The sequence below is a fragment of the Aneurinibacillus aneurinilyticus ATCC 12856 genome, from assembly GCF_000466385.1.
Taxonomy (GTDB): domain Bacteria; phylum Bacillota; class Bacilli; order Aneurinibacillales; family Aneurinibacillaceae; genus Aneurinibacillus; species Aneurinibacillus aneurinilyticus.
The window spans coordinates 13,796-36,290 of record NZ_KE952827.1 but is presented as its reverse complement, the minus strand read 5'-3'; the positions used below and the strand labels follow the sequence as shown (position 1 = coordinate 36,290).

The following is a 22,495-nucleotide window of genomic DNA, read 5'->3' as shown; positions in this document are numbered from 1 at the left end:
TTGAAGGGGTGGAGTTCATGATTAGTCAACTTTCCTGGAAAGTTGGAGGACAGCAAGGTGAAGGGATTGACAGTACGGGCGAGATTTTCGCGATTGCGTTGAATCGCCTCGGGTATTACTTGTATGGTTATCGCCATTTTTCTTCCCGTATTAAAGGTGGGCATACGAATAATAAGATTCGTGTAAGCACAAAGCCGCTGGGCGGAATTTCGGACAACCTCGATATTCTTGTGGCATTTGACCAAGAGACAATCGATGTGAACAGCCCGGAGCTTCGTAAAGGCGGCGTTATCATTGGAGATGCCAAGTTCAATCCGAAAGCACCTGAGGGAGCGGACGTTCGTCTATTCTCTGTACCTTTTACTGAGATTGCCGAGGAACTCGGAACGTCTCTTATGAAAAACATGGTAGCGATTGGTGCTTCCAGTGCTCTTTTAGGCCTGCCGGCTGAATCCTTCGCAGAAGTGGTGGAAGAGCTGTTTGGTAAGAAAGGCCAAAAAGTGGTTGAGAAAAATATGGAGGCAATCGCACGCGGTGCCGAGTATGTAAATAAAGAAGCAGGCGGTCCGATTGAAGACTTGCGTTTAGAAGCCGCAGATGGCAAGAAACGCATGTTCATGATCGGAAACGATGCTATCGCAATGGGAGCACTTGCCGCAGGTTGCCGCTTCATGCCGGCTTATCCTATTACTCCGGCTTCCGAAGTAATGGAATATCTGGTTAAGAAGCTGCCTGAATTCGGTGGCACCGTGATTCAGACCGAGGATGAAATTGCTGCTGTAACGATGGCTATTGGTGCCAACTATGGTGGCGTTCGTACATTGACTGCTTCGGCAGGTCCTGGTCTTTCTCTGATGGCTGAAGCGATTGGGCTTGCGGGTATTACAGAAACACCGCTCGTTGTTGTTAATACACAGCGTGGTGGTCCGTCCACGGGGATGCCGACAAAACAAGAGCAATCTGACGTAAACGCAATGATTTATAATACACATGGTGAAATTCCGAAAGTGGTACTGGCACCAAGTACGGCAGAAGAAGCATTTTATGATGCAGTAGAAGCATTCAATATTGCGGAAGAGTACCAAGTCCCTGTCATCTTGTTGACAGACTTACAGCTATCTCTTGGTAAGCAAACAGTAGAACCGCTTGATCAGAGCCGCGTAGAAATCCGCCGCGGTAAATATATGGGCGGACAGGAGCTTCCAGAAACTGAAGGCGAAATGTTTAAGCGCTATGAAGTAACGGAAGATGGCATCTCGCCACGTGTTATTCCGGGACAAAAACATGGAATTCATCACGTGACAGGCGTTGAGCATACAGATACGGGACGTCCAACAGAGGACCCGGTTATCCGCGTGAAACAAATGGATAAGCGTCTGCGTAAGCTTGATAATTTGAAAGTGGATACGCCGGTATACAAAGATGCTCCGCATGAAGAAGCGGATCTGCTTGTTGTAGCTATGGGCGGTATTCGTGGTGCGATTTCTGAAGCAAAAGAGCGTCTTGCTGCTGAAGGCGTGAAAGTAAATCAGGCTCATGTTCGTTTGATTCATCCATTCCCTGCAGACGAAATGAAGGAACTGATGGAAAAAGCGAAAAAAGTAGTCGTTATCGAGCACAATGCAACAGGTCAATTGACGGACCAGCTCAAACTGCACGTAGGAATGGCCGAGAAAATCAACAGTGTTCTGAAATATGATGGTAATCCATTCCTCCCTGGCGAAATCTACAATAAATGCAAGGAGCTGTTGTAAGATGGCAACATTTAAGGATTTCCGCAATAGTGTTAAACCAAACTGGTGTCCAGGATGCGGCGACTTCTCTGTACAGGCAGCGATTCAGCGCGCCGCAGCAAGCGTAGGGCTTGAACCTGAAAATCTCGCCGTTGTCTCCGGTATTGGATGTTCCGGTCGTATCTCCGGTTACATTAATGCATATGGTGTACACGGTATTCACGGACGTTCGCTTCCGATTGCGCAAGGTCTGAAAATGGCAAACCGTGAACTAACAGTTATCGCATCTGGCGGTGACGGAGACGGTTTTGCAATTGGCATGAGTCATACCATCCATGCGATTCGTCGCAACATGGATATCACATATATTGTTATGGACAACCAAATTTACGGCCTGACAAAAGGGCAAACATCTCCGCGTTCGGCTGAAGGCTTTGTAACAAAGTCTACACCGAAAGGTTCCATTGAACCGTCCATGAAGCCGCTTGAGCTGGCGCTTGCAGCTGGTGCAACTTTCGTGGCGCAGACGATGTCCAGCGATTTGAAAGGCATGACCAGCCTAATCGAGCAAGGTCTGAAACATAAAGGATTCTCGCTTATCAACGTATTCAGCCCGTGCGTTACATTTAACAAAGTAAATACGTACGACTGGTTCAAAGAGCATGTGAAGAATCTGAGCGATGTGGAAGGCTATGATGCGCATGACCGCATTGCGGCAATGCGTGTGCTGATGGAAACAGATGGTCTGGTGAACGGTCTGATTTACCAGAACAAAGACCGTGATTCATATGAAAGCATGGTTGCTGGCTTCAAAGAGGAAGGACTTGTAAAACAAGACCTGACAATCGAAGAAGCGAAATTCCAACAGCTTATGGCTGAATTTATGTAAGCAAACAATAGATACACCGATTGCTGTATGGCAATCGGTGTTTTTTTGTGGGCCAACTTTCTGCTATTATATTTATATGTACGAAAACCGACCGAAAGGAAGGAAAAGATATGAAGCTTACTGTGTTGGGGCACCAATCACCGACTCCAGGTCCGGGAGGTGCAACCCCCGGCTATTTATTGGAAACCGCGCAAGGCAAGATTTTAATTGATTGTGGTAGCGGTGTTTATGCTCAGATGATGAAACACATTCATATCGAGGAGCTAACGGCTGTTGTATTGTCGCATTATCATCATGACCATATTTGCGACATGCCGATTCTACAGTATGGTGTTATGATGGCCGAAATTTTTAGAAAACGAAGCGGGACGATGCCAATATTTGGGCCAGCAGAACCGCAAGACTGGGCTAAAAAAATGAATTATCAAAAGTATACTCAACTTCGTACAGTTAAAGAAAAAGATACGCTAACGATTGCAGGCGTTGAATTTTCTTTCCTGCGGACGGACCATCCTCTGCTTTGCTATGCGATGAAAATTACAGATGGCAAGAGAACGATCGTATACGGAGCCGATACAGGACCGGAAACGAATTGGTATGGATTTGCAGACGGATGTGATTTATTTATCTGCGAAGCCACATTCATTGAAGCGTATTTACCTAAGGGGAAGCGTGGTCATTTGTCAGCTCGGGAAGCAGCACAAACAGCACAGCGCCTCGGAGTTAAGCAGCTCTTGATTACTCATCTGTCACCAGATATTGATCGCACTGCTTATGAAAAAGAAGCGGCTACTGGTGGATTTACCGGAACCTGGCAGCTTGCAGACATTGGACAGGTAATTGAGCTATGAGTACCGGACATACACATAAAACCGCTCGATTGCCACGCATAACAGAGATGGCACACCAATTATTAGCAGAGAGAGTAAAAGCAGGCGACACGGTCATTGATGCAACCGCCGGCAATGGGTACGATACATTATTTCTTGCAGAGCTGGTCGGCGATACAGGACGGGTGCACGCCTATGATGTGCAGAATTCGGCGATCCAGGCTACAGAATCACGTCTAAGCTCCGCTGGATATAGCGATCGGGTGGAACTGCATCATGCTTCCCATACAGCTATTGCCGAAAGCGATGAGCCGATTCAGGCTGCGATTTTCAACTTGGGATATTTGCCCGGATCAGATAAACACATTATTACACAAGCCGATTCTACACTTGAAGCTGTTCAGGCCGCACTTTCACGCCTTATATCAGGCGGCATGGTTTTGCTTGTTGTTTATGTAGGGCATGCGGGGGGAGAACAAGAAGCGGAGGCATTAGAATGCTATATGCGAACGCTTTCTACCCGTGATTATCTTGTGCTGAAATATGAATACATCAATCCAGATAACCGTCCACCTTATATTTTGGCTGTCGAGAAAAAATAATACATAGCAAAGGGGGGTACGTATGTGCGTGCCCCCCATTTATTTTATGCCCGGTTTCCTGGTAGACCCGCTTTCTGCTGAAAAGGTACTTTGATGTTTTTAAAGCCGGCATTATGTGGAGTTGATTGGTGAGCTTGCGTATGTGCTTCCCGGGCGCGCGGTTTTCCGGGTGGCTTATACAACTCCGTAGAAAATTCGGCACGAGCAAAGTCCCGTTTGTTGCGGAAAATGTCATGGTTATTTGGCATCATGGTCACCTCCAGGTTTTTTCGGGGCGTATATGTAGTATATCCGCCTGAAGAAGCCGCATGGGTGTTAATATTTTCATTGCTTAGCCAATAAGCGGCATGGGCAAAACATATATCGAATTTTTAACTTTGATTTTTATTTGTATTTTTTTTGGTTGAAACATTTCAAATAACTGGGTATAATTGCCTAGTAACATATTATTGGGATACATAGGCATTATGGAAACATAGTGGGAATCTAAGGCTCAAGGAGGAAAGAAGATGAGCAAACGCATTTTGATAGTAGATGACGCATCTTTTATGCGAATGATGATTAAAGGCTTTTTGACAAAGCATGGATATACGGTGGCAGATGAAGCAGCCAACGGTGCAGAAGCAGTAGAGAAGTACAAGCAGGTTTCCCCTGATCTTGTTACGATGGATATTACTATGCCTGAGATGGACGGTATCGAAGCGGTAAAGGCGATTCGCCAGATGGACCCGAGTGCAAAAATTATTATGTGTTCGGCTATGGGACAGCAGAACATGGTTGTACAGGCGATTCAGGCTGGTGCCCGTGATTTTATCGTTAAACCGTTTCAGGAAGAGCGGGTAATTGAAGCCATCAAAAAAGTTCTTGCGTAACAATATAAGGTAGGGAGATGGGGAGGTATGCAGGCAAATCAGATCAATGCGATTTTGTCCGGTACGCGTGGCGTATTGGAAAATCATCTGGGCATGCAGGTGATGCCGGGCAAGCCATCGATGCAGATGAACCCGATATTTTCCGGGCAAGTGTCTGTCATTGTAGGTATGACAGGAACGCTGAAGGTAGATTTAATTCTTGGTATGACACAGAAATCGGTTTGTGCCATTATCGGCAAAATGTTTGGCGGTATGGAAGTACAGGAAATCGATGACATGGGCTGGAGCGCATTTTCCGAATTTGGGAATTGGGTCGGAGCAGCTTGCTGTACGGAATTAATAAATAGCGGATATGAGGTGAACATCACTCCGCCGATTATTAATGAAGGTGAAAGCAAATTTCGTTCCGTACATAGGTTTATCAGTATTCCGTTTCAAGTGGAAGAGAATGAAATTATGGTGCATATCAGTGCACAGCAAGCATAGAAAACGAGCCGCCGGTCAGGCGGCTTTTTTGGCATGGTGTATGATGTATTTGCGAATGGAATATATAGTATTAAAATACTGCGTATAATTAAAATAAAATTAATAAGCCTTCCTTTTTTTACAACACCATTTTATATTATACTTAATGGTTTGTTGACTTTTCCTTTGTTTTTAAAGCTACAGTTTTGTATAATTCTTATCGTATTATACTATTATTTTTCAGGAGGTTTGTATGACACAAGGAGTAAAAAATAACGCATCTTCTTCCGTGGACTTAAAATCCGCTCCGAAGAAGGAGAAGGACTATAGTCAATACTTCGTTGGTACGGCACCAAGCATGAAAGACGCCAAGAAGCGAACGAAAAACGGCATCGCATACAATGAGTTTGAAGGCATAGCTGATGATTTGCGCGAACTGGGTAAAGGTCGTACGTTCCTGATTCGAACATATGGTTGTCAGGCGAATGAACATGATACCGAAACGATTACCGGTTTGTTGCAAGCGATGAGCTTTGAGGCAACAGAAGATGAGAGAGAAGCAGATGTTATTTTGTTCAATACATGTGCCATTCGTGAAAATGCAGAGGACAAAGTGTTCGGCGAGCTAGGCCGCCTGAAGCATCTCAAAAAAGAAAAACCGGAACTCATTCTTGGGGTATGCGGCTGCATGTCGCAAGAAGAGGCGGTTGTTAACCGTATTCTTAAGAGCTACCAGCATGTCGATTTGATTTTTGGTACGCATAACATTCATCGTTTGCCTGTATTAGTGCGGGATGCGTTCTTCAATAAAGAAATGGTTGTTGAAGTATGGTCGAAAGAGGGCGACGTGGTTGAGAATGTGCCGAAAGTACGAAAAGAAGGGCTGCGTGCATGGGTAAACATTATGTATGGCTGCGATAAGTTCTGTACGTACTGTATTGTACCGTATACACGTGGTAAAGAGCGGAGCCGTCGTCCGGAGGATGTTATCGCTGAGGTGCGTGATTTGGCACGTCAAGGATATAAAGAGATTTTCTTACTTGGTCAAAATGTTAATGCATACGGTAAGGATTTTATAGATATAGAGTACGGCTTTGGTGATTTGATGGATGAAATCCAGAAAATTGATGTGCCGCGTATCCGCTTTACGACGAGCCATCCACGCGACTTTGATGATCGCTTGATTGAAGTGCTTGCAAAGAAAGGAAACCTTGTTGAGCATATCCATCTTCCGGTGCAATCGGGAAGCAGCGAGGTTCTTAAGAAAATGGCACGTAAGTATACACGTGAACACTATCTTGAATTAGTGAGCAAGATCAAGAAAGCGATTCCTGATGTTGTGTTGACTACGGACATTATCGTAGGTTTCCCGGGTGAGACAGAGGAGCAATTCCAGGAAACGCTGTCGCTTGTAGAAGAAGTGGGCTTTGATTCCGCTTATACGTTCATCTATTCACTACGTCACGGTACACCGGCTGCCAGCATGGAAGACAATGTGACCGAGCAAGAGAAAAAGGACCGTCTGCAGAGATTGATTGCATTGGTGAATCGCTTGGGACGTGAAAAGAATGAAGCGTTACGCGGGCAAGTGCTTGAGTTATTGGTAGAGGGACCAAGCAAAAATAATCCAGAGATGATGACCGGACGCACACGAACGAACAAAATTGTGCATTTTAAAGGTTCGGAGGACTGTGTTGGCCAACTGATTCATGTTAAAATAATAGAGCCGCAAACGTGGACATTATATGGTGAAGTGGTAGCCAAAGTAGAGGTGTAATGCTGATGGAAGAGAAGCAGGAACGTACATTTGATTATTCGTCCATTATGGGGCAGGCAAAAGAACTGGCCACGCTAATCGCGAACTCAGAAGAAGTAGAGCGTTTTAAGCAGGCCGAGAAAAAAATCAGCGCCAATGCCCGGGTGCAAGGATTAATCGCTAAAATTAAACAAAAGCAGAAACAAATTGTTAAACTAGAGCACAGTCGCCGTTATGAGGAAATTCCGGTGCTTGAACAGGAAATCGACACGCTGCAGGACGAACTCGATTCGATTCCAATTGTGCTTGAGTTCAAACAGACGCAGCAGGATATTAATGAATTGCTGCAGATTGTTACAAGTGTTATCGCCAATAAAGTATCCGAGAATATTATTGTCTCTACCGGTGGTGATCCGCTATACAATGAGACGGGATATCCGAAGGCAAAGCCTGAAGGTGTGAATGGCTGCGGAAGCAGTGGTTGCGGCCATTAAACTGAACCGGGCGAAAAGGTCACAATAGAAAAATAAAAAAGATAAAAACTAAGAAGACGGGAACGTTTGTTTCTCGTCTTTTTTTATGGATTAAGAAAGTTTTTGTTTGAAAGCAAGCAAGTTCCCTTGCAATGCTTATACTTTATACCCAAGCACCCCGGGCGCTTGCCCTGCATATTTATGGATTATCAGTTGTGGTGCTGATCAGGGCGATATAGGCGGCTTGTAGCACTTTGTGTTGCACCCGTGATGATTGCCCTGCATACAAATGTAGGGAAACGTTGTATGGAGGAGGTAACAACATGTCGAGTACAAATAAAGAGAAGCAGGCTCGGGAAATCGTCACCAAAGCCGTTTGTGGCCGAGGACGCAAGTTTTCCGAAGCCACCCATACCGTTACCCCATCCCACAAAACGGTCACTATCCTGGGAGCTTGGGTAATTAACCACACATACCGGGCTGACAAGGTAGGCGAGACAGTCGAGGTGAGTGGAACGTACGAAATCAACATTTGGTATTCCTACAACAACAACACAGATATGAACGTATCCTAATTGCAAGAAGAACTGCAAAAAATAAGTACAGGCGGCAGAAATGCGTACAAGATATTTTACTGCGTCCTGCTTCATACAGATAGTATCGGGTGATGCTCATGATTCGAATTCTTACCGTCGAATATGGCAAGGAGCCGATCTCAGCATACTTCATTGAACAGATTATTCTTTTCCATAAAGAAAAATACGGAGATGATGTCGAAGTAGAAATAATTGAACCGTCGGAATGACGGTCTTTTTTACATTCGGATTAAAGGGTGATGAGATGATACCTGTTGCCATCTATGCGAGGGTTTCCACTGATCAGCAGGGAGACTCCATTGACCACCAAATTTCATTAATGAAAGATTATATGTGCCGAAACTTTACGACAGATTATTATACCGATGCAAAGCTTGTATATATAGATGAAGGTTATAGCGGATACTATACGACAATATTGGAACGACCGGCAATGAAGCGACTTCTTGAGGATGCTAAAAAGGGAATTTTTAAAGTAGTTCTGTTTAAAGAGATTACACGTATGGGACGCGATGAAGAAGAGAACCTGAAAATCGTAAGGATTCTCGAAGCGTCTGGAGTTAGAATCCGATCAAATGATGGGTACGATTCAAAAAGAGCTGAATCCAAGCTTTTATTCAAGATTAGCAACTTCATGGCCGAAATAGAGTCTGAGCGCATTAGCAGTAGGGTATCGGCCGGATTTCGCGAAAAAGCGCGTTCCGGAAAGTGGCCGGCTTCTAAAATTCCGTTTGGGTATCGGCGCGATTGTGAAACACATCGATTGGAGATCGATGATATTCAGGCAGAAGTGATACGCTTAATTTTTCATTGGTATGTGCATGAGCGGATAGGTACATTAGCCATAGCGAATCGATTAAATGAAAAAGGCTACAAAACAGTTAACAACAATCCGTTTCAGCAGGCTACGATTCGGAGAATACTGGAAAATAGAGCCTATGTAGGTGACGTGGTGTATGGAACGAGACGTGCAAAGCTGGAGCGGGTCTATGATGCAAATCAAAATCTAATCAAAAAAAATAGAAAGTATATTGAAACGGGAAATCCAATCGTCGCAAAAGATGCACATCCAGCAATTATTAAGCGAAGCTTATTTTTACAAGCGCAAGAGATTATGAGGGAAAGACAGGAAAAAGTAGGGAAAACCTCGAATCGGGCCAAATATCCGTTGTCCGGTATTTTATATTGTGCCAGGTGCGGTGCGGGAATGGTATCTATTCGTTCCACAAAGCCTGACAATGAGAACTACCATTACCGTTATTACAAATGCGGCCGCAATCATAAATATGGAAAATCTGCCTGTGTACATGACCCGGTTCCGGCGAAAGCATTGGAGAAGGAGCTTTTTGAATTGCTGATGAATGAAATTAAGAAATCTCCAAAACGGTTTTTGATTTCGCGTAATCAGATAAAAATCACTACACTTACGGAAAAATTACAGTTATTAGTGGAACAAAAAAGAAAGCTGCAGAAGAAGCAGGTACATGCCGCTACAAACAGTGATGTGCTTGAGCAAGACGTGCTACGTGAGGTTCTATCTGTACTAAAAAATCAAATTCAAGCGATAGAGCAGCAGGTAATAGCTGTTCATAAGCAAATTGAAGAGAGCAAGAAAACAGGATCAAAGAAATACACGCTAGAAGAAGTGCTGGATAAGCGCCATAAAATTACGATGGATGACATTCAGCATCTGCGTGCTTTGTTCCATAAGCTGATTGAACGAATTGATATATATGATAAAACAACGATTACGAGTATAAAATTTACGTTTGATTTGTATAACTAAGCAAAAGGCAGGTTTGCGCCTGCTTTTTATTCCTTTTTGAATAATGTATGTTTCTTTGCATAGTTTTTTGCTGCCAATTACCCTGCTTAACATTTTTGTATTATGAATTTTGGCTTGTATATTTTGTTATAAACCGATAGGGAAGGACATAAAGAACTAGGTATAAAAGAACCTTTCTCTTTAAGTTGGTTGTTTTCAATATTAATATATTGCGTTTATTTGGCATTGAGTTTGCAACTGTAAAAATCTACATTATATAACTAAAGAGCGGAGCTATCTTTCGCCAAGGTATGAATAATCTGACGGAAAAGGTGTGTGAAATATGTGGGGTTACGGGGGAAAATTTCGCTGCTTTCTACTGTGCTTGTCGTTCTTGTAGTAGGAATTAGTGCCTTTTTTTCTTACCGAGGTGTTATGGAAGCTGTAGAGCAGACAGTAGCAGAGAACAGTATACAAATTGCTGAAAACGCAGTAAAGTATGTGGACGTGCAGGCATATAAACGATTCCTTGCCAACCCGGTAGAAAATGAAGACTATTGGAATATACGAAATACATTAAACGATGTACGGGAAAAAATCGGTGCCTTGTATGTTTGTACGATAGCGCTGGGCAAGAATGAATTAAATATTATGATTGATGGACAGCCCAAAGGATCGGACGTTACTTCCCCGATTGGAGAATCGACTGAAGTGCTGAGCTATGCAGAGGCGTCACAAATATTTCAAGGAAAAAAAATAGGAAGCAGTATTGTTCGAGATGAAAAGTACGGTGATTATTTACCGGCTATCGTCCCAATTAAAGATGAGACCGGACAGGTTATCGGCTTGTTAGAGGTTGATGTAAGCGCTCCATTTGTTACGAGTCTTATTAAAGAAGTGATTTCTTCTGCCCTCCCGGCTTTTTTGATGACAAGCATACTGTTGATTGTTGGTTCTATTGTTCTGTTTGCGTTCTTCTTGCGCAAAAGTTTACGTCCGCTTCGTGTTGTAACAGAGACAGCCGAAAAAATTGCGGCCGGTGATTTTTCGATTCAAATTGAAAAAGAGGGCGTATTCAAGAAACGCAATGATGAAGTAGGCAAATTGGCGCATTCGTTTCAAGTAATGGAAGATACACTGGCAAGCTTTCTGCGTCAAGTACAGCAAATGGTTGATCATGTGGCTGCTGCGGCAGAACACCTGTCGCAAGCGACTGAACAGTCGGAGCATACATCCACACGTGTTGCCCAGACTATTCAGGAAGTGGCGGAAGGAAGCAACAGGCAGAGCGATCAGGCTGAAGAGATTGTTCGAATGATGGGAAAGGCAAGCGAATTTGTTGCTTCCGGTAAAGAACAGGCCGAACGCAATATGAAAAACGCATTAGCTGCGGTTACCATTTCAAATGAAGGGCAGCAGGCGATTCAGCAAGCGATAGAATATCTTCCTGCTATTTCGGAGGCTGTAGAAAAAGCTTGTAAAACAATGGAACAGCTTGTACACCGTTCCGTCGAAATCAGTAATATTATTACTGTTATTACGGACATCTCCAGCCAGACGAATTTACTGGCGTTAAATGCAACCATTGAGGCATCCCGTGCTGGCGAACATGGCCGCGGATTCGCTGTCGTAGCCAATGAAGTGCGGAAATTGGCAGAACAGACAAACACAGCAGCGGGAATGATTACAACACTTGCACAGGCTATACAGCAGGAAACTGAAGTAACCATGCGTTCTATGCGGCATAGCCAGCAGGCTGTCGGGCAACAGGTGCAAATGATTCGTCAGGGTGGGGAGTCACTGGATGCGATTGTCGAGCATGTTCGGGTAACGGAGATAGACTCACGGAACATGAAGGAAATGCTGGAGAATATGAACGGAACGGTAGAGAATGTACTGCAGGGAATCCAGAAGATTGCGACCATCATTCAGGAAGCTTCATCCGCATCACAGGAAGTAGCGGCCGCAGCGGAAGAGCAGTTGGCTACCGTACAGGAAATCGCTGCGAGTGCATGCGAAATGGCAGACTTGTCCAAAAACCTGCATGAAGAGCTTCGTAAGTTTACTCTCTAGGCGCGATTTAATATAAAGCCTGGCTTAGTATCCTGTTATGGGAAACAGGGTGGACGGTCAGGCTTTTTGTTTTTGTTCAAGCACGAGTGAAGATGTCCGCGAGCTTATCTTATACAATTAGAATAACAACACAGAGACCACCGTGTTGAAGGATACCGCTAAGTTTGTCGAAGTCGTTCCCCTTTCCTACTATGACCCGAATTTGCGTGGAGATGTGGAAGTAACGGCGCGTGTAACGCAGGAACCAAACTGTGTGGAAGCCAAGATAAGACCTGGTGGTGGAATCGTAGTTACGGTAGAACGTGAATACACGGTGGAAATCGTCGGAGAGACGAAGCTGTGCGTCTGGGTTTGCGATATTTGCGATGACGGGGAAAAAGACGATGTCTTTACCGACGACTTTGAGGAGCTGGATGATTTCGCAGACCTTGATCCAGACTCCTTCCTGGATTAACGGCACATGCAAAACGATAACCGTGGGAGGGGAACATCCTCCCTTTTTCTTTTTGGGCTATTTTACAGGAAAGGAAGCTGAAGTATGACTTGTTTTCTGCTGTACAGTCAGGCGAATGTTCCCGATGCACCCTTGCTTGATCTATGGTTGGGAAAATATGGACCTTTTGTAACTGAACAGCCGGATTTCGTGGTGCAATGGGGCGAAGCAGGGCTTTCCGCTTGTGAGCGATATACGGTAGTGTTAAACGGAAAGGAAGCGATTGCGAATGCCTCCGATTCTACCATTGCAGCCAGAATGCTTTCCGATAGCGGAATCCCTCATGGCATAGCTGACACGTCTGCTACAGCCACGATACGCCGCTATATCGCGATTGTATTTCAGCAGGATATGATTAGTCTGTATCGTTCGTCTGGACGTCGTCTCTGGTTGAATAACCGTGTTAAAGAAGGAGAGGACAGATACGAAGAGATAGACCCCGAGCAGAAAACAAGAGAAATTCGCCGCCTTAAACAATACGCAATCCGGAGTGTGTACACATTGGGACTGGACTTTGCGGCGGTTTATTTGGGTGTTGATATGCATGGAACGATGCGGGTACTTAATGTCGCTACTACTTTTCACATGACCCGCACATTAGCCCGAAAGTTTATTTCCCGTATTGAAAATTTCTGCCGGGAGTATTGTGCCTCTGATACGCCCATTATGCTGGGAGCTGATATAGAATTTATACTTCGCAATCAGGCGGGGAATTTGGTGCTGGCTTCCGATTGCTTTCCGAAGGAAGGGCCGGTCGGTTGTGATCGTGTCTGTATGCGGGGCGACGAGACGAAGAAGCTTCGCCCGTTGGCGGAGCTGCGGCCAGATCCCGCGGCTGATGCCAGGGAGCTGTTTCGTAATCTGTACCGCACGATGATGATAGCCATTCGGAAAACAGGTTCACCGCATATCGAATGGGTAGCAGGAGGCATGCCTTTGACCGGGTATCCGATTGGCGGTCATATCCATTTCAGCGGAGCTGTACCGAATGCGCAATGGTTGCGTGCCTTGGATGGATATTTGGCACTGTCTGTATTTATGCTGGAAAGTCCTCGTTCGCTTGCCCGCAGACCACGTTATGGACAATTGGGAGATATGCGCTATCAGTTCCACGGTGGATTTGAATATCGAACACTGCCAAGTTTTCTTGTGTCCCCTAAAGTGACGCGTGGCGTGTTGGCATTAAGTCATCTAATCGCTCTGTCATACAGGGAGCTTCGGACACGGCCATTCCTGAATCAGGAGCTGCACCATGCCTTCTACCATGGCGATCGTGATACATTGTTTCCGCTTGTTCCCCGCTTGTGGGATGAATTGCGTGAAACGGAAATGTATGCGCATTATGCTATGTATTTAGAACCGTTCGCACAGCACATCCTATCTCGGACTCAGTGGGATGAATATTCGGATATCCGGCCTGTCTGGAAGCTGCCGCCGTTTCAGCCGGAATCATCTGTTTCTCGTCGAGCATACGAACACAGTGTGTTATAATGATAGAAGAGAAAATGCCAGTACAGGAGAGAAAAAACGTTATGAAATATACCCCCATGATTCAGCAATACCTCGCAATCAAAGCCCAGTACAAGGATGCTTTTTTATTCTTTCGGTTGGGCGATTTCTATGAGCTTTTCTTTGAGGACGCGCTGACCGCGTCGCGGGAATTGGAAATTACGCTGACTGGACGTGAAGGGGGCGGCGAAGAACGCATTCCGATGTGCGGTGTGCCGCATCATTCGGTAGATACATACATCGCCCAGTTAATCGAGAAGGGCTATAAGGTTGCGATTTGTGAACAGGTGGAAGATCCGAAGCAAGCTAAAGGTGTAGTGCGTAGGGAAGTAACCCGCGTTATTACACCAGGCACGGTTATGGAAGGGAAGCTTCTGCAGGATAAGGAAAATAACTATTTGCTTTCGGCGCTTATGTGTAATGCGGCGTTTGCGCTTGCTGCATGTGATATTTCTACCGGCGAATTTCATGTAACGGAAGTGCCGACCCAATCGCAACTGTTCGATGAGATTATGCAGTATCGCCCATCAGAACTTGTGCTACTTACCGGAGAAGAAACGCTGGAGGACGAAGAGCTATCCGAACAGTTGGCCTTGTACTCTATCGTTGTAACAAAGCGTTCCGTAGATATGGATATGAAGGAGGACACACAAGCAGGGTTTGCCGCCTTGTTCAGCGATGTGAAGTGTGGACGGGAAAGCACGCCGGCAATGCTTGCGGCGTCCCGCGGCCTACTGTCGTATCTAAAAGAGACCCAAAAGCGTTCACTCGATCATTTGCATCGGGTGAATCTGTATGAAGCAGCTGCTTTTATGGTACTCGATCAATTTACACGACGCAATCTTGAACTGGTAGAGACTATTCGAGAGAAGTCGAAGAAAGGTTCACTGCTATGGCTGCTGGATCAGACGGTGACTGCTATGGGCGGAAGGCTTCTGCGTCGCTGGATTGACAAGCCGCTTCTTAGCAAAGCAGAGATTGAACGCCGTCAGGAAGCAGTACAAGCGCTTCTGGATGGGTGGCTGGCACGAGATGAACTGCGCACCAGTCTAAAAGAAGTATATGACTTGGAACGTTTGGCCGGACGTATTGCATACGGTACAGCAAGCCCAAGGGATTTAGTCCAGCTGAAATCCTCGCTACAGTCAATACCGATGCTTAAACGCACGCTCCGTGAGCTGGCTGGCAGCTCGGAAGCATTGCGAGATGTGGCAGGCCGGCTAGACCATTGTCCGGATATTATTAATATGATTGATACGGGTATTGTTGACGACCCGCCGATTGTTATCAAAGAAGGCGGGTTAATTAAAGAAGGTTATCATGATTATTTGGACAAGCTGCGCACAGCCAGCCGTGAAGGTAAACAATGGATTGCCGGATTGGAACAGCAGGAACGGCAAGTGACGGGCATTCGCTCTCTAAAGGTCGGATACAACAAAGTATTCGGTTATTATATTGAAGTTACTAAAGCAAACCTTGCTGCGCTCCCGGAGGGGCGCTATGAGCGCAAGCAAACATTGGCTAATGCCGAGCGCTTTATTACACCGGAGCTGAAAGAAAAGGAAGCGCTCATTCTGGAGGCGGAAGAGAAACGCTCCGAATTGGAATACCAGCTGTTTGTAGAAATTAGGGAAAGAATTGCACATCAGGTGAAACGATTGCAAACATTGGCTGTGCAGGTAGCAACGGTAGACGTACTCCAATCGTTTGCCACTGTGGCTCAGGATAACCGCTATGTGAAGCCGGAAATACTGGTAGATGGGCCGCTTGTAATTCGGGATGGCCGCCATCCAGTTGTAGAAGCAGTGCTGCGTGGCGAGCCCTTTGTGCCGAATGACACTGAACTTGGTACCGAGCAGCAAATTTTGTTGATTACCGGTCCGAACATGGCCGGGAAAAGCACATATATGCGTCAGGTGGCGCTAATTGTCATTATGGCGCAGATAGGCAGCTTCGTACCGGCAGAATTCGTGCAGGTAACACCGGTTGATCGCATCTTTACCCGGATTGGGGCAGCAGATGATTTGGTAGGCGGTCAGAGTACATTTATGGTTGAAATGAAAGAGATTGAAGTTACGCTGTCAAATGCGGGTGAACGCAGCCTCGTCATCATTGATGAACTGGGCCGAGGCACTTCCACTTCGGAAGGAATGTCCATCGCACAAGCTGTTATTGAGTACCTGCATAATGATATTGGCTGTAAGACGCTTGTCTCCACGCATTATCATGAATTGTCGCATCTTGAAGCGACGCTTGACCGCCTGAAAAACTTCCATATGGCCGTTAATGAAACAGAGGACAATGTTATTTTCCTGCGTAAACTCGTTCACGGTCCAGCGGACAAGAGCTACGGTATTTATTGCGCTCAAATTGCAGGGCTGCCTTCACGCATCATTGAACGGGCCAATCAGTTGCTGGATGAATATGAAGGGGCAGTCGCCCGGGAGGTTGTGTCAGAGGATGGAGAACTGCACCGGCTAAAGGAGAATGCTCCGGTAGCGGAACCCCAGATTACTCTTGTACGGGAGCCTGTATCGGTTGGTGCAGTCGAGGTAGTGGAAGAAGTCGAACAGCTTAACCTTTTTGGTGAACCGGTACGGTCTGTTCAGGAGAAAAAGGCTGACAGACCTGGAGTAAACAAGACGGAAGAAAAGGCTCTGAAAAAATTGCGTGAAGCGGACTTATTGAATATGACGCCGATGCAGGCGATGAACTTTTTGTTTGAGTTAAAGCAACATATGTAACGGATAAGCGAGGAGGGGATGTCCGTGGCAAACATTCAGGTAATGGATACCCAATTAGCCAATTTGATTGCGGCTGGTGAAGTGGTTGAGCGGCCGGCCTCTGTTGTGAAGGAGTTGGTAGAAAATGCGATTGATGCAGGGAGCACCCGCATCGAAGTGCATTTGGAGGAAGGCGGTTTAACTTCCATTCGCGTAGTAGATAACGGATGTGGCATGGTGGAGGCGGATTGCCGTTTGGCATTTGAGCGGCATGCTACCAGCAAGCTGAAACGGGAGCGTGATCTGTCTCATATCCGCACGCTAGGATTTCGGGGTGAAGCATTGCCAAGTATTGCGGCTGTTTCGCGAACGGAAATTAAGAGTACGGCCCGGGGTGAGCAGGGCGGTACACGCATCCGTATTTCGGGAGGGACAGAAGAAGTTTGCGAACCGGTTGCATTCCCCCGCGGCACTGAGGTTGTTATATCAGATTTATTCTACAATACACCGGCCCGTTTGAAGTATATGAAAACCATCCATACGGAAGTCGGTCATGTTTCTGATGTAATGAATCGTTTAGCGCTGTCACATCCGAATATTGCATTTCTGCTTACACATAATCAGAAGCAATTATTGCGTACATCAGGAGACGGCCAACTGCTTCATGTCATTGCGGCAGTGTACGGTATGAATCTTGCTCGCAGCATGGTTCAGATCGAAGCGGAATCGCTTGATTTCAGATTGTCCGGGTATCTTGCCAAACCGGAAATCACCCGGGCAAGTCGCTCATACATTTCGACATTGATTAATGGACGCTATATACGAAGCATGGGACTGACGAATGCGATTCTACGCGGTTACCATACCTTGTTGCCGATTAACAGATATCCGATTGCGGTGCTTTCGCTTGAGATGGAGCCGACGCTGGTTGATGTGAATGTGCACCCGGCCAAACTTGAGGTCCGTTTCAGCAAAGACCAGGAGCTGTATGCGTTCGTGGAGCGAGAAGTCAAGCAGGTGTGGAGCGGTCAGCGACTCATTCCGGAACCAGGCCGGAATGAGTCGGCTGGTCCACGTCCGAAGAACAATGAATATCAGGCATCTATGGATTGGACGCTATTCGTACCGGATAAAGAAGAAAAACGCTTGGTTTCTGCACCTGATCCGGAATGGAGGACAGAACGAGCAGAAGGGCAAAAAGAAGATAGCGTTGGGGCTACGGAAACAGGAAACCGGTGGGAGCTGCCCGATTTTTCCGCTTCTAGCTTAGAGCAAGAGGAGAAGGAGGCAGAGGCGAGCCTATATCATACAGAACCGGGCTCAGACTATGTCGCAGAGCATCAGGAAACGGCAAGCACAATGGATGAACCTGCTACAGCGCCACAAGTTTCATCATCAGTCGAGCATGAGGAGCAAGACCCAGCGGGTTACGAGAGGAAAGAGGAAGCTCGTAATTTGCGCGTGCCGGAGATGTATGCACTCGGTCAATTGCATGGCACATATATTTTGGCACAGAATCAGGATGGAATGTTCATGATTGACCAGCATGCCGCACAGGAGCGCATTTTTTATGAATACTTTCTTAACAAACTGCACGAAGAAGCCATAGAGAGTCAGGAACTGCTTATCCCGATTACGCTGGAGCTGACAGCAGCTGAAGCAGCTGCAGTAGATGAAGGGCGTGAATGGTTTGAACGTGTAGGTGTGCATATGGAACCGTTTGGAACGAACAGTTATATTATTCGCTCCCATCCGCGCTGGCTGCCACGGGGGGAAGAAGAGGGAATTCTACGGGAAATGGTAGATATGGTCCTCACGTCGAAGAAAGGAATCGATGTGGTGAAGCTGCGCGAAGCGGCTGCCATTACGATGTCGTGCAAGGCCGCTATCAAGGCAAACCGTTACTTGAACCATGCCGAGATAGAGGCTCTTATTGAGCGATTGCGTCGGACGAGCAGTCCGTTTACGTGCCCGCATGGTCGTCCGATTATTATTCATTTCTCAACATACGATATTGAGAAGATGTTCAAAAGAGTGATGTAGGCATTGGGCACACATATACATCTGATTGGATAAATCGACACATTCCTCTTTTTCCTAAATCTCCTGCTTCAACCGTCAGGTAAGTGGGGGCAGTTCAAATATATGGTAGAATATGTTTATCGAAATAAGGGAGGCATCCGTCTTTATGAAAGTTGTAAAAGAGCTTAGAAGCTGGATGGGGCCAATTGGGATTGGCTTCATCTTATCCATATTTATTAGCATCTTTGTTTTTCAACCTTATAAGGTGGAAGGGCATTCCATGGATCCTACTCTGCATGATCAGGAGCGAATATATGTTTCAAAACTATCGCATACCTTTTCCAACCTTCCCGACTACGGTGATATCGTTGTTATTGACAGTCGTGTTAACAGGGAGCGTACTTTTAAAGATAACATCGTAGAGCATCCGTTTTTTCAACTTATAAACGGGAATACAAACGAAGAAATCTTTTATGTAAAAAGAGTGATTGGTAAGCCAGGAGACGTATTAGAATTTAAAGATCACAAGGTGTACCGAAATGGAGAGGCAATACAGGAGCCTTATATTAAAGAAACCATGGATTTTGAGTCAGATAGAAAATGGGTTGTTCCAGATAACCATATTTTTGTGATGGGGGATAATCGAAATAATAGCAATGATAGTAGAAACATTGGTTTTATTCCTCTTGATCATTTGATGGGTATTAAGAAATGGCCATAACAACGCAGTATCAGACACTGAAGCTGGCTGTTATATGGTGTAGCAAGAAGGGAGAGCGGGCGTGATTCCATGCTCTCCTTTCTTATAACTGATTATCACCTTGCTGAGCAGTAGCTTTTATTTGTGGAAGTCGATTTAATACAAGTTGGACGGCGATGGCATCATCAAGATAGCCAAACGGAAAAACATAATCGGGTATAATGTCCGCAGATAAGACAAAGTACAATAATGCACTTCCTATTATAGAGCGTTCTTCTAGTGTCATTTTATTCTTGCAAAAAAGTTTATGCATAAGCTTCAGTTGATCGATAAACGGTCCAGCGCCGCTTACTTGATCGACTTTTGCTTGAAATTCTTCCATGATAATGCGTTTGCCTTCCTCGGTCAACGCATACTTCTCGTATTTGGTCAATTCTTGCTGAACCCGTTCTGTTGTATACTGTTGATCAAATAAATTGGAAGATGCAAGAATTTCTTGAATCGTATCCACTGAAGCATGAATATCTGAGTGTTGCTGTTCTGGTTGCATTTCGAAATTAAAGCCTGCAGCTTTAAATAATTTATATGCAGGGACACCAAGGTGATGAGCGAATTGTTGCAGGTGCTCAGGTTTTGCCTGCTGTTTGTCGTTTGCAATTCGTGAAATAGTGGCTGTGTCGATTCCTGTAAGTGCACTGAGCTTACGCATAGACAATGAGCGCTCTTTTAGCAATGCTTTTAACAGTAACCCTATACTTTGGTCTTTTTTATTTGCGTACATAACCAGATCACTCCTTACAAATAGTGATAAATAAAAAGCGATAAGAGTGAAAGGTTGACCAATCAGGGGAAGTTCGGCTGGGGAAAGCTGTATTTCCTGGTATTGCGCTCTCAGCAAATGCTCTTTTCTTAACGCTTTAGAAAGAAATAATCAACACTCTTGAGACATAATATTCAACCCGTTTTTCATTAATACTTGTTGTTTTATTGTATGAATTATAAATGAGCAGTATAACAAAAAACTGGTGCGGGCGTAACTGCATCCATACCCAACATATTATTAATCCGAAAAGCAAGCAGGGCCAAAAGCCTCCCAATATGAGTGGGAGGCTTTCTTGTGTCAGAAAAGGTGAACAGCCATGAAAAAAGCAAAACATCATATAGGCATTAAATTTTCTAACTGTGGAATCCTAATACAGAAAGGGTGGCGATGACTAATGGAGAAAAAGCAAAAAACAAAAACTGCGTCTCTTCTTACAAATCAATTTGCTCAGGATAAAAATCAATATATAAACGAACGAATGAATGCTGAACCATTAAGTCTTACTGCAAGCGTAGATATCCAAACAGACGAGGAAGCAACAAGTCGAGAAAACGATTATCAATTTTTGTACTGGCAGTAAGTGCGGATGGTTAGAATTCATAAAAGGATAGCAGGAGAATATCATGGACGATAAAAAAACATGGGATTTAATTTCTATTGCATCCATTCCGCTTGTCATGACATTGGGGAATTCGATGCTCATTCCCGTCCTGCCTATTATGGAGAAAAAATTGGCGATTTCTCCATTGCAGGCCAGCATGATTATTACTGTTTATTCTGTAGTAGCTATTCTTTTCATTCCAATAGCAGGGTTTCTTTCCGATAGAATGGGACGAAAAGTAATTATTATTCCCGGTTTAATTATTGCTGGTCTGGGAGGTCTTTTGTCAGGATGGGCGGCCTGGAAAATGTCCCATCCTTATTTCATGATTCTTGTAGGCCGTTTACTGCAGGGAATAGGCGCGGCAGGTGCTTTTCCTATCGTCATGCCGCTTATCGGAGATATGTTCCGAAGCAAGAGTGAAGTAAGTGCAGGACTTGGATTTATTGAAACATCCAATACGTTTGGTAAAGTATTAAGTCCCGTTTTAGGGGCTTTCTTAGCATCACTCCTATGGTATGTCCCCTTTTTTGCTACGCTTGTTTTCTGCTTGATTTCTGCATTGCTCGTAGCTTTTTTTGTGAAAACACCAAAAGAGAAAAAAGAGCCCAAGGATTTTAAAGCCTTTAAAGCATCTATTGCATATATTTTTAAAACTGAAGGACGTTGGTTGTACGCCATTTTTTCCATTGGCTGTATTTCGATGTTTGTTTTGTTTGGCGTTCTTTTTCATTTATCATCTATATTAGAAAGTCAGTACAAAATTGAAGGAGTAATGAAGGGGCTGATTCTGGCCATCCCTTTAGCAGCACTATGTATTACGTCTTACATTACGGGAAAAATTATCGGCGAGAATAAAACAATAATGAAATGGATTGCGTTTTCAGGGATGTTGCTCTTATCCGGGAGTATACTCTGGATAAGCTTCTCCAATAGCGTCTACATCTTGATCTTTGCGCTTTCTTTAAGCGGGATTGGAATAGGCGCAGCGCTTCCTAGCCTCGATGCTTTAATTACACAAGGGTTTGGGGAAGAAGAACGGGGAACCATTACTTCTTTATATAATAGTGCACGGTTTATCGGTGTAGCGCTTGGACCGCCCGTCTTTGCCTTTTTAATAAAATTTTCCCATAAAACATTATTCTTTTCAGTTACTGTAGTGTGTATAGTTGCCGCGATTCTTTCACTGTTTGCGATTAAGCCTCCGGGCAAACCGCCTGTAAAAGGAAGCGTTTTCTCAATCCTTGTATCTAAAAAAGAACGAGTTAGATAGAAGCTAAGCATATTACGCTTTGCAGAGGAGGATACCGTTATACTTTTGCTATAATAGCATGGTAAAACAGGGTTAGTTCTTAATTATAAAGGAAAGGCTTTAATCAAGGAGGTAAGCCTCATGAGATTAAAGATTACAGAGCATCCGATTCAATTGATAATTATTGGTGTAGCCTTAATTGTTAGTGCAGTTCTCATTTGGAAGTGTGCTGTTTGGATGGATAACCAGTTTGCCAAAAAAAATAAATTGTAAAATCAAGGGTATTGATTATCCAGTATGATCCAGAGTGGATCGTCA

21 protein-coding genes and 1 pseudogene are annotated in these 22,495 nt (G+C 44.8%); 20 read left to right on the top strand and 2 right to left on the bottom strand.

Features of this window, described 5'->3' with window-relative positions:
• The first annotated feature begins 17 nt into the window (after positions 1–17).
• The 4 genes from HMPREF0083_RS15720 to mnmM all read left to right on the top strand — a co-directional run bounded on the left by HMPREF0083_RS15720 (position 18) and on the right by mnmM (position 4,054).
• A complete protein-coding gene (locus HMPREF0083_RS15720; RefSeq protein WP_040303095.1) occupies positions 18–1,754 on the top strand; it encodes a 2-oxoacid:acceptor oxidoreductase subunit alpha in 1,737 nt (578 codons plus the stop codon).
• 1 nt (position 1,755) lies between these two features.
• Positions 1,756–2,622: a 2-oxoacid:ferredoxin oxidoreductase subunit beta gene (locus tag HMPREF0083_RS15715; protein WP_021622550.1), complete on the top strand. Its 867-nt coding sequence runs from the start codon at positions 1,756–1,758 to the stop codon at positions 2,620–2,622.
• 110 nt (positions 2,623–2,732) lie between these two features.
• Positions 2,733–3,473 (top strand): MBL fold metallo-hydrolase, encoded by a 741-nt coding sequence (locus tag HMPREF0083_RS15710; RefSeq protein ID WP_040303041.1) that lies wholly within the window; start codon positions 2,733–2,735, stop codon positions 3,471–3,473.
• Positions 3,470–4,054, top strand: a complete 585-nt coding sequence (gene mnmM, locus HMPREF0083_RS15705) for a tRNA 5-(aminomethyl)-2-thiouridylate-methyltransferase MnmM (protein WP_021622548.1) — start codon at positions 3,470–3,472, stop codon at positions 4,052–4,054. Before HMPREF0083_RS15710 ends, mnmM begins: the two co-directional genes overlap by 4 nt.
• 44 nt (positions 4,055–4,098) lie before the next feature.
• Here mnmM and HMPREF0083_RS15700 read toward each other — a convergent pair whose 3' ends face one another.
• Positions 4,099–4,305: a hypothetical protein gene (locus tag HMPREF0083_RS15700; protein ID WP_021622547.1), complete on the bottom strand. Its 207-nt coding sequence runs from the start codon at positions 4,303–4,305 to the stop codon at positions 4,099–4,101.
• A gap of 258 nt (positions 4,306–4,563) precedes the next feature.
• On the opposite strand from HMPREF0083_RS15700, the gene HMPREF0083_RS15695 reads away from it, so the two are divergent.
• The 13 genes and pseudogenes from HMPREF0083_RS15695 to lepB all read left to right on the top strand — a co-directional run bounded on the left by HMPREF0083_RS15695 (position 4,564) and on the right by lepB (position 19,522).
• Positions 4,564–4,926, top strand: a complete 363-nt coding sequence (locus HMPREF0083_RS15695; protein ID WP_021622545.1) for a response regulator — start codon at positions 4,564–4,566, stop codon at positions 4,924–4,926.
• 27 nt (positions 4,927–4,953) lie between these two features.
• Positions 4,954–5,412, top strand: a complete 459-nt coding sequence (locus tag HMPREF0083_RS15690; RefSeq protein ID WP_021622544.1) for a chemotaxis protein CheX — start codon at positions 4,954–4,956, stop codon at positions 5,410–5,412.
• A gap of 232 nt (positions 5,413–5,644) precedes the next feature.
• On the top strand, positions 5,645–7,168 hold the full coding sequence (gene miaB, locus HMPREF0083_RS15685; protein WP_021622542.1) for a tRNA (N6-isopentenyl adenosine(37)-C2)-methylthiotransferase MiaB: 1,524 nt from the start codon (positions 5,645–5,647) through the stop codon (positions 7,166–7,168).
• Positions 7,169–7,173: 5 nt separating this feature from the next.
• Entirely contained in the window at positions 7,174–7,641 is a 468-nt protein-coding gene (locus tag HMPREF0083_RS15680) for a YlbF/YmcA family competence regulator (protein ID WP_051354685.1), read from the top strand.
• Between the two features lie 302 nt (positions 7,642–7,943).
• The gene (cotE, locus tag HMPREF0083_RS15675; RefSeq protein ID WP_021622540.1) at positions 7,944–8,195 is read left to right on the top strand and encodes an outer spore coat protein CotE; all 252 of its coding nucleotides are present in this window, start codon (positions 7,944–7,946) and stop codon (positions 8,193–8,195) included.
• Between the two features lie 98 nt (positions 8,196–8,293).
• Entirely contained in the window at positions 8,294–8,425 is a 132-nt protein-coding gene (locus tag HMPREF0083_RS29805; protein WP_262360680.1) for a hypothetical protein, read from the top strand.
• A 35-nt stretch (positions 8,426–8,460) separates the two neighbouring features.
• Positions 8,461–10,002, top strand: a complete 1,542-nt coding sequence (locus HMPREF0083_RS15670) for a recombinase family protein (RefSeq protein ID WP_209421085.1) — start codon at positions 8,461–8,463, stop codon at positions 10,000–10,002.
• A 324-nt stretch (positions 10,003–10,326) separates the two neighbouring features.
• Complete coding sequence (locus HMPREF0083_RS15665; protein ID WP_040303038.1) at positions 10,327–12,054, top strand: methyl-accepting chemotaxis protein; 1,728 nt, start codon at positions 10,327–10,329, stop codon at positions 12,052–12,054.
• Positions 12,055–12,187: 133 nt separating this feature from the next.
• A pseudogene (cotE, locus tag HMPREF0083_RS15660) lies at positions 12,188–12,508 on the top strand (outer spore coat protein CotE); the annotation flags it as partial.
• Between the two features lie 84 nt (positions 12,509–12,592).
• Positions 12,593–14,038: a putative amidoligase domain-containing protein gene (locus HMPREF0083_RS15655; protein ID WP_021622535.1), complete on the top strand. Its 1,446-nt coding sequence runs from the start codon at positions 12,593–12,595 to the stop codon at positions 14,036–14,038.
• Between the two features lie 41 nt (positions 14,039–14,079).
• The gene (gene mutS / locus HMPREF0083_RS15650; protein WP_245191348.1) at positions 14,080–16,800 is read left to right on the top strand and encodes a DNA mismatch repair protein MutS; all 2,721 of its coding nucleotides are present in this window, start codon (positions 14,080–14,082) and stop codon (positions 16,798–16,800) included.
• A 24-nt stretch (positions 16,801–16,824) separates the two neighbouring features.
• Complete coding sequence (gene mutL, locus HMPREF0083_RS15645; protein WP_167331573.1) at positions 16,825–18,822, top strand: DNA mismatch repair endonuclease MutL; 1,998 nt, start codon at positions 16,825–16,827, stop codon at positions 18,820–18,822.
• Positions 18,823–18,997: 175 nt separating this feature from the next.
• Positions 18,998–19,522 carry a signal peptidase I gene (gene lepB / locus HMPREF0083_RS15640; protein ID WP_370951640.1) on the top strand — a complete coding sequence of 175 codons (525 nt, stop codon included), beginning with the start codon at positions 18,998–19,000 and terminating at the stop codon, positions 19,520–19,522.
• Between the two features lie 82 nt (positions 19,523–19,604).
• On the opposite strand, the gene HMPREF0083_RS15635 is transcribed toward lepB, so the two are convergent.
• The gene (locus HMPREF0083_RS15635) at positions 19,605–20,282 is read right to left on the bottom strand and encodes a DUF1232 domain-containing protein (RefSeq protein WP_040303036.1); all 678 of its coding nucleotides are present in this window, start codon (positions 20,280–20,282) and stop codon (positions 19,605–19,607) included.
• 436 nt (positions 20,283–20,718) lie between these two features.
• Between HMPREF0083_RS15635 and HMPREF0083_RS15630 the strand changes: the two genes are divergently transcribed.
• The 3 genes from HMPREF0083_RS15630 to HMPREF0083_RS29800 all read left to right on the top strand — a co-directional run bounded on the left by HMPREF0083_RS15630 (position 20,719) and on the right by HMPREF0083_RS29800 (position 22,450).
• Positions 20,719–20,904 carry a hypothetical protein gene (locus HMPREF0083_RS15630; RefSeq protein ID WP_021622529.1) on the top strand — a complete coding sequence of 62 codons (186 nt, stop codon included), beginning with the start codon at positions 20,719–20,721 and terminating at the stop codon, positions 20,902–20,904.
• 43 nt (positions 20,905–20,947) lie between these two features.
• Complete coding sequence (locus HMPREF0083_RS15625; protein WP_021622528.1) at positions 20,948–22,198, top strand: bacillibactin exporter BcbE; 1,251 nt, start codon at positions 20,948–20,950, stop codon at positions 22,196–22,198.
• A gap of 120 nt (positions 22,199–22,318) precedes the next feature.
• Entirely contained in the window at positions 22,319–22,450 is a 132-nt protein-coding gene (locus tag HMPREF0083_RS29800; protein WP_021622527.1) for a hypothetical protein, read from the top strand.
• Positions 22,451–22,495 lie beyond the last annotated feature (45 nt).

What these genes read in the sequence shown, in the direction of transcription:
- HMPREF0083_RS15720 (WP_040303095.1), top strand. Translation starts at nt 18, where the DNA reads ATGATTAGTCAACTTTCCTGGAAAGTTGGAGGACAGCAAGGTGAAGGG.
- HMPREF0083_RS15715 (WP_021622550.1), top strand. Translation starts at nt 1,756, where the DNA reads ATGGCAACATTTAAGGATTTCCGCAATAGTGTTAAACCAAACTGGTGT.
- HMPREF0083_RS15710 (WP_040303041.1), top strand. Translation starts at nt 2,733, where the DNA reads ATGAAGCTTACTGTGTTGGGGCACCAATCACCGACTCCAGGTCCGGGA.
- mnmM (WP_021622548.1), top strand. Translation starts at nt 3,470, where the DNA reads ATGAGTACCGGACATACACATAAAACCGCTCGATTGCCACGCATAACA.
- HMPREF0083_RS15700 (WP_021622547.1), bottom strand. Translation starts at nt 4,305, where the DNA reads ATGATGCCAAATAACCATGACATTTTCCGCAACAAACGGGACTTTGCT.
- HMPREF0083_RS15695 (WP_021622545.1), top strand. Translation starts at nt 4,564, where the DNA reads ATGAGCAAACGCATTTTGATAGTAGATGACGCATCTTTTATGCGAATG.
- HMPREF0083_RS15690 (WP_021622544.1), top strand. Translation starts at nt 4,954, where the DNA reads ATGCAGGCAAATCAGATCAATGCGATTTTGTCCGGTACGCGTGGCGTA.
- miaB (WP_021622542.1), top strand. Translation starts at nt 5,645, where the DNA reads ATGACACAAGGAGTAAAAAATAACGCATCTTCTTCCGTGGACTTAAAA.
- HMPREF0083_RS15680 (WP_051354685.1), top strand. Translation starts at nt 7,174, where the DNA reads ATGGAAGAGAAGCAGGAACGTACATTTGATTATTCGTCCATTATGGGG.
- cotE (WP_021622540.1), top strand. Translation starts at nt 7,944, where the DNA reads ATGTCGAGTACAAATAAAGAGAAGCAGGCTCGGGAAATCGTCACCAAA.
- HMPREF0083_RS29805 (WP_262360680.1), top strand. Translation starts at nt 8,294, where the DNA reads ATGATTCGAATTCTTACCGTCGAATATGGCAAGGAGCCGATCTCAGCA.
- HMPREF0083_RS15670 (WP_209421085.1), top strand. Translation starts at nt 8,461, where the DNA reads ATGATACCTGTTGCCATCTATGCGAGGGTTTCCACTGATCAGCAGGGA.
- HMPREF0083_RS15655 (WP_021622535.1), top strand. Translation starts at nt 12,593, where the DNA reads ATGACTTGTTTTCTGCTGTACAGTCAGGCGAATGTTCCCGATGCACCC.
- mutS (WP_245191348.1), top strand. Translation starts at nt 14,080, where the DNA reads ATGAAATATACCCCCATGATTCAGCAATACCTCGCAATCAAAGCCCAG.
- lepB (WP_370951640.1), top strand. Translation starts at nt 18,998, where the DNA reads ATGGGGCCAATTGGGATTGGCTTCATCTTATCCATATTTATTAGCATC.
- HMPREF0083_RS15635 (WP_040303036.1), bottom strand. Translation starts at nt 20,282, where the DNA reads ATGTACGCAAATAAAAAAGACCAAAGTATAGGGTTACTGTTAAAAGCA.
- HMPREF0083_RS15630 (WP_021622529.1), top strand. Translation starts at nt 20,719, where the DNA reads ATGGAGAAAAAGCAAAAAACAAAAACTGCGTCTCTTCTTACAAATCAA.
- HMPREF0083_RS15625 (WP_021622528.1), top strand. Translation starts at nt 20,948, where the DNA reads ATGGACGATAAAAAAACATGGGATTTAATTTCTATTGCATCCATTCCG.
- HMPREF0083_RS29800 (WP_021622527.1), top strand. Translation starts at nt 22,319, where the DNA reads ATGAGATTAAAGATTACAGAGCATCCGATTCAATTGATAATTATTGGT.